11 protein-coding genes and 1 pseudogene are annotated in these 11650 nt (G+C 68.5%); 2 read left to right on the forward strand and 10 right to left on the reverse strand.

Annotated elements, in window-relative coordinates:
- A pseudogene (locus Q0X16_RS12795) lies at positions 1-300 on the reverse strand (ribulose-phosphate 3-epimerase); the annotation flags it as partial.
- 113 nt (positions 301-413) lie between these two features.
- On the opposite strand from Q0X16_RS12795, the gene Q0X16_RS12800 reads away from it, so the two are divergent.
- Together Q0X16_RS12800 and Q0X16_RS12805 are read left to right on the forward strand one after the other, a co-directional pair.
- Positions 414-1310, forward strand: a complete 897-nt coding sequence (locus Q0X16_RS12800) for a phosphoribosylaminoimidazolesuccinocarboxamide synthase (RefSeq protein ID WP_297835122.1) — start codon at positions 414-416, stop codon at positions 1308-1310.
- Between the two features lie 73 nt (positions 1311-1383).
- The gene (locus Q0X16_RS12805) at positions 1384-2319 is read left to right on the forward strand and encodes a carbohydrate kinase family protein (RefSeq protein ID WP_297835124.1); all 936 of its coding nucleotides are present in this window, start codon (positions 1384-1386) and stop codon (positions 2317-2319) included.
- A gap of 60 nt (positions 2320-2379) precedes the next feature.
- Here Q0X16_RS12805 and Q0X16_RS12810 read toward each other — a convergent pair whose 3' ends face one another.
- From Q0X16_RS12810 to aroQ, 9 genes are all read right to left on the reverse strand, one after another.
- A complete protein-coding gene (locus Q0X16_RS12810) occupies positions 2380-3087 on the reverse strand; it encodes a hypothetical protein (protein ID WP_297835127.1) in 708 nt (235 codons plus the stop codon).
- The gene (locus tag Q0X16_RS12815) at positions 3084-4109 is read right to left on the reverse strand and encodes an alpha/beta hydrolase (protein ID WP_297835130.1); all 1026 of its coding nucleotides are present in this window, start codon (positions 4107-4109) and stop codon (positions 3084-3086) included. The genes Q0X16_RS12810 and Q0X16_RS12815 overlap by 4 nt, the downstream gene beginning before the upstream one ends.
- A 14-nt stretch (positions 4110-4123) precedes the next feature.
- Entirely contained in the window at positions 4124-6145 is a 2022-nt protein-coding gene (locus Q0X16_RS12820; protein WP_297835133.1) for a M1 family metallopeptidase, read from the reverse strand.
- 129 nt (positions 6146-6274) lie between these two features.
- Positions 6275-7105, reverse strand: coding sequence for a response regulator (locus tag Q0X16_RS12825; RefSeq protein WP_297835135.1), 831 nt, complete (start codon positions 7103-7105; stop codon positions 6275-6277).
- Positions 7106-7107: 2 nt separating this feature from the next.
- Complete coding sequence (ftsX, locus tag Q0X16_RS12830; protein WP_297835138.1) at positions 7108-8070, reverse strand: permease-like cell division protein FtsX; 963 nt, start codon at positions 8068-8070, stop codon at positions 7108-7110.
- On the reverse strand, positions 8063-8752 hold the full coding sequence (locus Q0X16_RS12835; RefSeq protein ID WP_297835141.1) for an ATP-binding cassette domain-containing protein: 690 nt from the start codon (positions 8750-8752) through the stop codon (positions 8063-8065). Before Q0X16_RS12835 ends, ftsX begins: the two co-directional genes overlap by 8 nt.
- Before the next feature lie 151 nt (positions 8753-8903).
- Positions 8904-10271 carry an acetyl-CoA carboxylase biotin carboxylase subunit gene (gene accC / locus Q0X16_RS12840; RefSeq protein ID WP_297835144.1) on the reverse strand — a complete coding sequence of 456 codons (1368 nt, stop codon included), beginning with the start codon at positions 10269-10271 and terminating at the stop codon, positions 8904-8906.
- A gap of 13 nt (positions 10272-10284) precedes the next feature.
- The gene (gene accB / locus Q0X16_RS12845; protein ID WP_297835147.1) at positions 10285-10761 is read right to left on the reverse strand and encodes an acetyl-CoA carboxylase biotin carboxyl carrier protein; all 477 of its coding nucleotides are present in this window, start codon (positions 10759-10761) and stop codon (positions 10285-10287) included.
- 76 nt (positions 10762-10837) lie between these two features.
- Positions 10838-11281 carry a type II 3-dehydroquinate dehydratase gene (gene aroQ / locus Q0X16_RS12850; RefSeq protein ID WP_297835149.1) on the reverse strand — a complete coding sequence of 148 codons (444 nt, stop codon included), beginning with the start codon at positions 11279-11281 and terminating at the stop codon, positions 10838-10840.
- Positions 11282-11650 lie beyond the last annotated feature (369 nt).

Raw genomic sequence — 11650 nt, forward strand, 5'->3', positions numbered from 1 at the left:
GTGGACGTGGCGGCTGGCCTCGGGGTGGAAGCTGATGGAACTGGCGCCGGCCTCGGCAAACATCGGGATCAGCCCGTCCACCGGCTCTACCATCAGGTGGACGTCGATGGGCGCTGTCACGCCATGCTTGCGCAGCGCCGCGCACACCGCGGGACCGATGGTGAGGTTGGGGACGTAGTGGTTGTCCATCACGTCGAAGTGGATCCAGTCGGCGCCGGCGGCGAGCACGGCGTCCACTTCTTCGCCCAGTCGGGCGAAATCGGCGGACAGGATCGACGGCGCGATGACGGTCGGTTGCACGGCGGGCTCCACGGTGGACGGGCGAATGCGGCGGCGCGCATTGATCCGGCAAGTTTACAGGCCGCGCCGCCCGTCACGGCTTAAAATGCGCGCTTTCCACCCGACGCGCGCCCATGGCCACCACCCTGCTGCATGCCGACCTGCCCGGCCTGAACCTGATCCATCGCGGCAAGGTGCGCGACGTGTTCGACCTCGGCGACGGCCACCTGCTGATGGTGGCGACAGACCGCCTGTCCGCCTTCGACGTGGTGCTGCCCGACCCGATCCCCGGCAAGGGCGAGATGCTGTGCCAGATCAGCAATTTCTGGTTCGGCAAGACCGCCCACATCATCGCCAACCACCTGACCGGGATCGACGTCGCCAGCGTGCTGCCTGCCGGCGTGGATCCGGCGCTGTACGCCAGACGCGCGGTGGTGACCAGGAAGCTCACGCCGGTGCCGGTGGAGTGCATCGCCCGCGGCTACATCATCGGCAGCGGCTGGAAGGACTACCAGCGTACCGGCGCGGTCGGCGGCATCACGTTGCCGCAGGGGTTGCAACAGGCGCAGGAACTGCCCGAGCCGATCTTCACGCCGTCGACCAAGGCCGCCGTCGGCACCCACGACGAGAACATCGACTTCGCCACCGCCGCCCACCTGATCGGGCGCGAGCAGGCCGAGGCGGTGCGCGACGCGACCTTGGCGATCTACCGCTTCGCGCGCGACCACGCTGCGCAGCGCGGAATCATTCTGGCTGACACCAAGTTCGAATTCGGCACCGACGACGACGGCCGGCTGCATGTGATGGATGAAATGCTCACGCCCGATTCCAGCCGCTACTGGCCCGCCGACCAGTACGCCATCGGCACCAGCCCGCCCAGCTACGACAAGCAGTTCGTGCGCGACTATCTGGAGACGCTGGACTGGAACAAGACCGCACCGGGGCCGAAGCTGCCGGCGGAGGTCATCGCCCGCACCCGCGCCAAGTACGCCGAGGCGCTGGAGCGGCTGGCGGGAATCCGTTTCGCCTAGGCAACCGTCGCGGACGGCGCCCGACCGCTGCGCGCTATCATTCGCGTTCGACCCGACGATGCCCGAGGCGGTAATGGCTGCACTGATCTGTGGTTCCCTGGCCTACGACACCATCATGGTGTTTCCCGACCAGTTCAAGAACCACATCCTGCCGGACAAGGTGCACATCCTGAACGTGTCCTTCCTGGTGCCGCGGATGCGGCGCGAGTTCGGCGGCTGTGCCGGCAACATCGCCTACAACCTCAAGCTGCTGGGCGGCGAGCCGATCCCGATGGCCACCGTCGGGCAGGATTTCGGGCCGTACCGCGAGTGGTTCAACGAACAGGAGATTTGCCTCGATCACGTCAAGGTGATCGACGAGTTGTTCACCCCGCAGGCCTTCATCACCACCGACCACGACAACAACCAGATCACCGCCTTCCACCCCGGCGCGATGATGCGCAGCTTCGAGAATCACGTGAAGGACGTGCCGGGCGTGAGCATCGGCATCGTCAGTCCGGACGGCTACGAGGGCATGCTGCAGAACGCGAAGGAGTTCTCCGAAGCCGGCGTGCCCTTCATCTTCGACCCCGGGCAGGCGATGCCGCTGTTCAACGGCGAAGAGCTGCGTGCCTTCATCGACAAGGCCGACTACGTCTGCGTCAACGATTACGAGTCGAACCTGCTGCAGGAGCGCACCGGCTGGAGCGCGGCCGAAATCGCCGGCAAGGTCAAGGCCTACATCGTCACCCGCGGTCCGCAGGGCGCGGAAATCCACGCCGATAACCAGCTGCACCGGATCCCGCCCGCGCACGAGCGCCGGATCACCGATCCGACCGGCTGTGGCGACGCCTTCCGCGCCGGCCTGATCTTCGGCATCGAAAAGGGCTACGACTGGAAAACCATCGGCCGCATGGGCAACCTGATGGGCGCGCTCAAGGTCGAACATCCGGGCACCCAGAACCAGCGCTTCGACTACGACGAATTCGCCGAGCAGTTCCGCCAGCAGTTCGGCTACGCGCTGGGGTGAGGGCGCGTCGTCAGCAGCGGGCGGCCGGGGCGTCTGGACGCCAGATGCGCGACGGCTGCGTCAGTTCCACTTCGGCAGTTTCGAGGCGTCCAGCCCGCCGACCTCAAAGGTTGCGCTGCGGCGTCCCATGTCCCGGGTCGGGAATTCGATGGTGAGGCGTTTGCCAGCCTTGGCCAGCTTCCACAGTCCTTTCCAGTCCTCGATGAACATGGCGATGGCTTCGTCGGTGTTCGGGCGCGAGCCGGGCAGGACGTGGTCCTTGCCGTCCAGCGTCACCTTGAGCCTGCAGCCCTTGTAGCAGTCGAAATCGCCGGCCTGCAGCACCAGGTAGGCGCTGCGGCCCCATTCGGGATGGTCGCGGAAGATCAGCCGCACCGGATGCGTGCCGCTGCCGTCGGTGTCCACTTCCTCGGTGGAGAAGATCGAGGCCGAGAGCTGGTGGCCGCCTTTGACTTCTTCGTCGCCGTAGGACCAGAGGGCTTCCAGTCGGCGGGCCTCCTGCTGTTGCCCGGCCATGGCGGCGATCTCCTCGAGCCTGGGTTTCACCCGCGCCGCCGCCGCGCTGGCGGGATGGTCCTGCAGCAGCACGTCGCCGTAGCCCTTGGCCAGATGCCAGTTCTGGTCCGCCACCGCGGCTTCGAACTGTTTTTCCATCGCCTCGGCCGCCTGTTCGTCGGCGGCTTGCCGGGCGGCAGCGGCCTGCGGATCGACGCGGTTGCAGGCAGGCAGGAGCAGGCACAGGGCGAGGGCGAGCGCGGCGGTTTTCATCGGTGGCAAGGCTCCGACGGAAGGGTGTGAGTTCGTGGCAACGCCGATCGATCCGTACGGCCCTGAAAGGTCGCGGCATCGGCTTCGACCAGATCGACGACCGCCTCGGCCACCGCGTCGGCGTTCTCCATCAGCGCCATGTGGCCGCAGCCGTCGAGCAGAATCTTGCGCGCCTGCGGGATGCGCTGTGCGTACAGGTCCAGCGCGCTGGGGTCGATCACCGCGTCCTGCCGGCCCCACAGCAGCAGGGCGGGCTGGCGGATGGCGCCGGCTTCCTCGCCGGGCAGCAGGTTTTCCTCGCTGCGGCCGATCCGGTCCATCACCGCCTGCTCGAAGTCCGCATCGCGCCTGCGCTGGCGGATCAGCCCCCAGGACGCCGGCCACGGGATCCACGGTTTGCTGGATTCGTCGAAGAAGACGGTGTCGATGTAGTGGCGCAGGGACGCGGCATCGTGGACGGCAAAGGGGTTCTTCCCCGCCAGCACGTCCAGCCCGAACGGGTTGTCAGCAAAGCGCACGCCGGCGGCGTCCAGCAACCCGACCCTGGTGATCTGCTGCGGGTAGCGTGCGGCCGCGAGCGCGGCGATGCCGCCGCCCATCGAGTGGCCGAGCAACACGACGGGATGCGCGGGTGAAAGCGCCTGGATGAAGGCGGCGACGCGGGCGGCCTGTTCCGTGAAGCCATAGACCGCGTCCGGCTTGCGCTCGCTTTCGCCCCAGCCCGGCAGGTCCGGAATCAGCAGGCGATAGCGCCCGCGCAGCGCGCGCGCCAGCGGGTACCAGTTTTCCTTGCTGCCGGTGAAGCCGTGGATCATCACCACGACCGTCGCGTCGCTGCGGGCGTTCGCGCTGGCGGCATAGACCCAGCGATGGCCGACGGCTTCGACCTGCGCCCGAACCAGTCCGGCGGCGCGACGCTGGCGCGCGAATTCCAGCCGGATCGGCAGCATCGGATCGCGCCACAGGGCGAAGGCCGTCGCCGCGGCGACGGCCAACGCCAGCGCGATGCCCCAGACCAGCACGAGGCGTCAGGGGCTCAGTGCGCCGCGGCGGGATCCGCCTGCGGCGCCGAAGCGCCGCCTTCCGGCTTGGCGTCGGCGGGCGCGGCAGGCGCAGGCGCAGGCGTGTCGCCCAGCTTGGCCTTGCCCTCGGCAATCACCTGCTCGATGGTCCCGGCGGTGATCGGATGGGTGCCCGGCTTGGCCTTGGCGAACACCTGCTCGGCAAACGCCAGCCCGTCCGGGGTGGCGACCAGCGCCTTGTAGATCGGGATGATCAGCTTGCGCCGGCCGACCCGTTCCAGGAACTTGCCCATCTCCTCGCGCGCGGCCGTGTAGCCGCTGCGTTCGGCCAGCGGATACCAGCGCATCGCGATCTCGCCGTTGGGAGTGCCGGTGAAGTGGTAGGTGGCGTCGAGCTGCTCCAGTTGCTCGGGCTTGAGCGTCGGCGGCATGCCTTCGAGGAAATGCACCCATTCCTGCGTGCTCCATTCCCCGGTGACGCTCTTGTCCGGCAGCTTGCCGCTGCCCTGCCAGGCGATGCGGCCGGCGTTGACGGTGGCGAAGCGCCGCGACTCGACTTGCGGGGCATCGGCCGGGATGCCTGGCTCGTACAGCCATTGGTCGATTTCCCGCATTGTGACAACGCCGGGATGCTGCGCCAGCAGGGTGGATTCGAGGTAGTCGCGGAACTGGCGGGTGGTGATGCTCTGGAAGGCGAAGTGGTCGAAGTAGCCGCGCAGCCACGGATCGAACGTGCCGCGGCCGAAGCGCTTCTCCAGATATTCCATGAACCAGGCGCCCTTGGTGTAGACGGTGGCGCTGGACTGGTCGTCCGGGTCGGCCAGCGTTCCGGGCTTGAGCGAAAGCCGCTGCAGGTCGGGCGCCAGCGTCTTGAACTCGTCCTTGAGCTCGTCGCGGTCGATCACCTCTTCCATGTCGGCGACGTCGCGGCCGTAGAGCTTTTCGGTGATGCGGCTCTGCACGTAGGTGGTGATGCCTTCGTTGAGCCAGGCGTCCTTGTCGGTGGCGAAGGTGACGAGGTTGCCGGACCAGCTGTGCGCCAGTTCGTGGGCCACCAGCGACACCAGCGACTTGTCGCCGACGATCACGGTCGGGGTGGCGAAGGTCAGGCGCGGATTCTCCATGCCGCCGTAGGGGAAGCTCGGCGGCAGCACCAGCAGGTCGTAGCGGCCCCAGCGGTAGGGGCCGTAGATCTGCTCGGCGGTTTCGATCATCTTTTCGGTGTCCTCGAATTCCTTGGCGGCGCGATCGACCATGGTCGGCTCGGCCCACACGCCGCTGCGCGCGGAAATCGGCTTGAACACGAGGTCGCCGGCGGCGATGGCGAGCAGGTAGGACGGGATCTTCTGCGGCATCTTGAAGCTGTAGTCGCCGTCGCGCACCGCGTCCGGATCGTTGTCGGCGCTCATCAGCACCATCGCGTCCTTCGGGGCGGTGACGTGCGCGCTGTAGGTGAAGCGCACCTGCGGGGTGTCCTGCAGCGGCACCCACGAGCGCGCGTGGATCTGCTGCGACTGGCTGAACATGAAGGGCTGCTTGCCGCCCTCGGTCATCGACGGTTCCAGCCACTGCAGGCCGGAAGCGCTGGGCGAGGTGGCGTAGGTGACGCGCACCCTGGCCGGACGGTCGGGAGTCTGGATGGTCAGCGCCGCGCCCAGGGTTTTGTCCGGTGCGGCCAGCTGGAATTGCAGCGGCGCCCAGCTGCCGTCGGCACGCTGGCCCTCGGCCTTGTCGATCTTCAGGTCGCGGGTGTCGAGCACCAGCGCGGTGGCGCCCTTGTCCAGCCAATCCAGCGTGTAGGTCGCGCTGCCGCTGATCTGCTTCAGGTCGAAATCGACTGCCAGATCCAGCGCGATGTCGGTGATCCGCACCTTGTCCGGCTGGGCGTAGGAATGTTCGTCCACGACGTTCTCCGCAGCGACGGTGGGAGCGGCGGTCGGCGCGTTGGCGGTCTGGGGGGCCTGGGCCTTGCCGCAGCCGGCAGCGACGAGGGCGACGGCGGCAGCGGCGGCAAACGACAGGAACAGCGGGCGCATGGGCACGATCCGTTGACGGAAACTGCGAGTTTATCGCCGTCAGCCCGGTTTCGTCGCATCACATTCCTGAATGCCGGCTTTCGCGCACGCGCCGACCGCATCCCGGCCTTCCGCCAAGCCTGGCTGCGTTCAGCCCATCTTCGCCAGCCGCAGCTGGAACAGCACCTTGGTCACCAGCAGACGTTCCTCGATCGGCTTGAGCACGAGGTCGTTGGCGCCCTCGCGCAGCAGCGCGGCCTGGTTTTCGCGGTTTTCGTCGCCGGTCATCATCAGCATCGGCAGCTTGCGCTTGCCGTAGTGGAACACCGCGCGGATCTGGTTGAGCAGGTCGCGGCCGCTGAGGATGCCCTTGAGATAGACGTCGCTGAGCACGAGATCGGCGCCGACGTCGCCGTCGCTGCGGCCGAGGAACTTGTGCAGGTGTTCGAGCGCGTCCTCGACGCTGAGCACGTGCAGCACCTGCATGCCCTGACGTTCCAGCATGCGCCGGGTGGCGACCGCCACCACCTTGCTGTCCTCGACGTAGAGCACCCGCGCGCCCTCGATCGGGGCCGGGTGGATGTAGCCGCGGACGAAGGCCGCCAGCGCCTCCTGCCCGAGGCTCTTGTCGAAGTAGTCGGTGATGTCCTCGGTGAAGATCCGGGTTTCCAGCGCTTCCTGGGCGTTGCCGGAAATCACGATCACCGGCACGTAGGCCTGCCCGGCCGATTGCCGCACCGCGCGCGCCAGCGCCAGGCCGTCGCCGTCGGGCAGCACCAGCGCCGTGGTCACCAGATCGACGGAGCCGTCGGCCAGGGCGGTGCGCGCCTCCGCCAGACCGCCGCAGCCGACGACCTGCGCGTTGGGCAATTCCTTGAGCAGGGTGTCGGAGATCAGCCGGCGCACCAGCTTGCTGCCATCGACCACCATCACCCGAGGGGCGTCGCCGGCGACGTGGCGCAGGTCGTGCTTTTCGGCCATCGTCAGTGCTCCAGCGGCCGGGTCTGGCGCAGGTAATGCCCGCTGACCAGGGCCGCGCCGGTCCAGCCGAGCACGGCCGCGCCCGCCAGCACGGCGCCGGCCTGCAGAGGATCCAGCCCGCGCAGCGCGAAGCGGCTGCCGTAGCGTGCGGCCAGTTCCGCCAGCGGCTGCGCCAGCGCCAGCCCGGCCAGCGTCAGCAGGCCCAGCGCGATCGCGCCCGCGATCAGCCCGTACCACGCACCGAGGTACAGGAAGGGTCGCTGCACGAAGCCGTCGCTGGCGCCGAGCAATTGCAGCACGCCGATCTCCTCGCGTCGGGACTGGATGTCCAGACGCACCGTGTTTCCGACCACCAGCAATGCGCCCAGTCCCAGCAGGGCGGCCAGCACCGCAACGCTACGGGTGCCGAACGCCAGCCAAGCCTGCAGCCGCTGCTGCCAGAGCGCATCGTACTGCACGCGCTCGATTTGCGGCAGCGCCGACAGCGCCTGCGCCAGCGGCGCCTCGGCGCCGCGCGGGGTCAGCTCCAGCAGGCTGGGCAGGGCCGCGCGCGCCTGTTCCGGCCCGAGCGCGTCGATCGCCTGCGCCAGATCCGGGCGCTGCCGCAGTTGCTCCAGCGATTGCTCGGGCGTGATCACGGCGACTGCGGCCACGTCCGGTCGCTGCCGCAGCGTCTGTGCCAGCGCCTGCGCCTGCGCGGCATCGACGTCGAGCTTGAGGAAGGCGGTCAGCGCACGCGAGGCCTGCACCTGCGCGCCCAGCCGCTGGGCATTGTGGACGCCCAGCCACAGCCCCAGCGGGAGCGCCAGCGCGAGCGCCATCACACCCGCCGTGAGCAGGGTCGCCCACGGACGCCCCAGCAGGCGACCGAGGCTGGTGCCCAGGCTGCGGCCGTGGTGGGCCAGCCAGGCGGCCAGGCGACCGTGGTGCACCTTCGTGACGCGGCGCGCGGCGGGACTAGGCATCGGCGAGATCCTCCGGCGCGATGTCGTCCTCGAGGCTGCCGTTGGCCAGCACCAGCACGCGCTTTTTCATGCGCTTGACCAGGGCGATGTCATGGCTGGCCACCAGTACGCTGGTGCCGCGTTCGGGCAAGGCGGCGAACAGCGCCATGATTTCGGCGGACAGGCCGGGATCGAGGTTGCCGGTGGGCTCGTCGGCGATCATCAGCGCCGGTTCGGCGACCACCGCCCTGGCGATTCCGACCCGCTGCTGTTCGCCCGCGGACAGCTGCCCTGGCAGGGCGCGCTCGCGCCCGCCCAGGCCCACCCGTTCGAGGATCGAACGTACCCGCTTGCCGATCTCGGCCCGCTTCATCCCGCGCAGCACCAGCGGCAGCGCCACGTTGTCGGCCACGCTGCGATCGGCGAGCAGCTGGTGGTTCTGGAACACCACCCCGATCTCGCGGCGGTGCCGGGCGATGGCGCCGCCGCGCACGCCGGCCAGGTTGCGGTCGTTGAACAGGACGGCGCCCCGGCTCGGACGTTCGGCCAGGTGGATCAACCGCAGCAGGGTGCTTTTGCCGGCGCCGGAATGCCCGGTGACGAAGGCCATTTCGCCCGCGTCCATGGCGAAGCTGACCGCTTCGAGCGCCTTGCGCGGGCCGGGATAGACCTTGCTGACGCTGTCGAATTGCAGAACCGGCATGCGGCGTGGCGGGAAAGGAAACCGGCCGCAAGTATCGCCTGCCGCGCGCCGCCCGGCCAGCGCCGGATGCAGTCGTGTTCAGCGGGATTTTCGTGGAGCCCCGTGTGGGGACGCAGGCTTGAACCGCGTCGGGCCGCTCTCCCGGCAGTGGCTACAGCACCGACAGCGCCTTGTCCCGGCGTTCGGCCAGCTTCTTTTCCAGATAGTGGATGTTCTGGCCGCCCTGGGCGAAACCGCCGTCGGCGAGGATGCGCTGCTGCAGCGGGATGTTGGTCTTGATGCCGTCCACCACCAGCTCCGACAGCGCCACCCGCATGCGCGCGATCGCCTGCGCGCGGGTCGCGCCGTGGACGATGAGTTTGCCGATCATCGAGTCGTAGTTCGGCGGCACCCGGTAGCCTTCGTAGATGTGGGTGTCCATGCGCACGCCGGGGCCGCCGGCGGCGTGGTAGTGCTGGATCAGGCCCGGGCTGGGCATGAAGGTGTCGGGGTCTTCGGCATTGATCCGGCACTCGATCGCGTGGCCGCGCAATTCGATGTCCTGCTGCCGGATCGACAGCGGCTCGCCGCCGGCGATCAGCAGCTGCTCGCGGATCAGATCGACGCCGGTGATCATCTCCGTCACCGGATGCTCGACCTGGATGCGGGTGTTCATCTCGATGAAATAGAAGCGCCCGTCCTGGTACAGGAATTCGAAGGTGCCGGCGCCGCGGTAGCCGATCCGCAGGCAGGCCTCGACGCAGACCGCGCCGATCTGCTCGCGCAACTCGGGCGTGATGCCGGGCGCGGGCGCTTCCTCGACCACCTTCTGGTGGCGACGCTGCATCGAGCAGTCGCGTTCGCCCAGATACACCGCGTGGCCCTGGCCGTCGGCCAGCACCTGGATTTCCACGTGGCGCGGATTTTCCAGGTACTTCTCCATGTAGACCATGTCGTTGCCGAACGCCGCCTTGGCCTCGGCCTTGGTGGTGGCGATGGCGTTGGCCAGCGCCGCCTCGGTACGGACATCGCGCATTCCGCGCCCGCCGCCGCCGCCGGCCGCCTTGATCAGCACCGGATAGCCGATCTCGGCCGCGATCTTCGCGTTCGTCGCCGGATCGTCGCCCAGCGGGCCGCCGCTGCCGGGCACGCAGGGCACGCCGGCGGCTTTCATCGCGCGGATCGCTTCGACCTTGTCGCCCATCAGGCGGATGGTGTCGGCGCGTGGGCCGATGAAGATGAAACCGGACTGCTCCACGCGCTCGGCGAAGTCGGCGTTCTCCGACAGGAAGCCGTAGCCGGGATGGATCGCCTGGGCGTCGGTGACCTCGGCGGCGGCGATGATCGCCGGCATGTTGAGGTAGCTCTCGGACGAGGGCGCCGGCCCGATGCAGACCGATTCGTCGGCCATCGCCACGTGCTTGAGGTTGCGATCGACGGTGGAATGCACCGCGACCGTGCGGATGCCCATGGTGTGGCAGGCGCGCAGGATGCGCAGCGCGATTTCACCACGGTTGGCGATGACGACTTTTTCGAGCATGGCGGTTTCCGGCTTACCCGATCACGAACAGCGGCTGGTCGAATTCCACCGGCTCGCCGCTGTCGCAACGGATCGCCAGCACCACGCCGGCGGCGTCGGCTTCGATCGGGTTGAACATCTTCATCGCCTCGATGATGCCGAGGGTGTCGCCGACCTTGACCTGCTGGCCGACGCTGACGAAGGCCGGCTTGTCCGGCGCCGGACTGGCGTAGAAGGTGCCGACCATCGGCGCGCGCACGACGTGGCCTTCGGGCAGGTCGGGGGCGTCGGGCCTGGGGCTGCCGCCGGTGGCGGCCTGGACCGGCGACTGCATCGGCATCGCCTGCGCCGGAGGCGGGGTCGCGTGCACCGGGGCGTGTGCGACGTGCGCGGCTCCGCCCTTGGGCAGGCGCGCCAGGCGCACCGATTCCTCGCCTTCCTTGATCTCGATTTCGGCGAGGTTGGATTCTTCCAGCAGGTCGATCAGCTTCTTGATCTTGCGCAGGTCCATGGGGGTGTCTCGTAGGTGAAGGGGCAATCAGGCGCCGTGCGCCAGCAGGACAAGGAAAAGGCGGCCGAGGCCCGGCTCAGGAGGGCGACAGGCGCCGGACCGCCGCGTCCAGCGCGTAGCGGTAGGAATCCGCGCCGAAGCCGCAAACCACGCCCACCGCCTTGTCGCTGAAATAACTGTGCTGGCGGAACGGCTCGCGGGCGTGCGGGTTGGACAGGTGGATCTCGATGAAGGCAATGGCCACGGCGGCCAGTGCGTCGCGCAGGGCGACCGAAGTGTGGGTGAAGGCGGCGGGATTGATCAGGATGAACGCGGTCCCGTCGCCGGCCGCCGCCTGCACGCGCTCCACCAGCACATGTTCGGCGTTGGACTGGAAGGCCTCCAGCGTGTGGCCGGCGGCCTGCGCCCGGGCGGCGAGATCGGCGTCGATGTCCGCCAGCGTCACGCGGCCATACACCGACGGCTCGCGCGTGCCGAGCAGGTTCAGATTGGGGCCATGCAGGAGCAGCAGTTTGGCCATCGGCGCGCAGGCAAATCCCCCGGAAATCGGCGCGCAGTGTCCCGCGAACGGGCGGCGATGTCCAGTTTTCCGCCCCAATTCGCCGAAGTTCTGCCTGATAACGGATTTTTAATGGCGTGTTCGAGTGAAAGCTCTAAATCACGCCCGGCGCCCTCGTGGCCGTCATCCTGGCTTCCCGCCCATTCCGCCTGCTGCTGCCGGGCCTTGCCTGGCTGTCATTCCGGGCGGAAGCTGGCATTTTCCGCGGGCCTCCCTGCGCATCCGCTGCCGGGGAGGCAGCCGGCGGATGGCCCGGATCTCCGGCGCGAATTCCCGGCCTGCGCCGCGGTGGAAAAGACGACGTGCGCAGCGATTCCCGGAACTGCGACA

Origin of the sequence: Thermomonas sp., from assembly GCF_025993755.1 — a bacterium.
GTDB lineage: Bacteria > Pseudomonadota > Gammaproteobacteria > Xanthomonadales > Xanthomonadaceae > Thermomonas.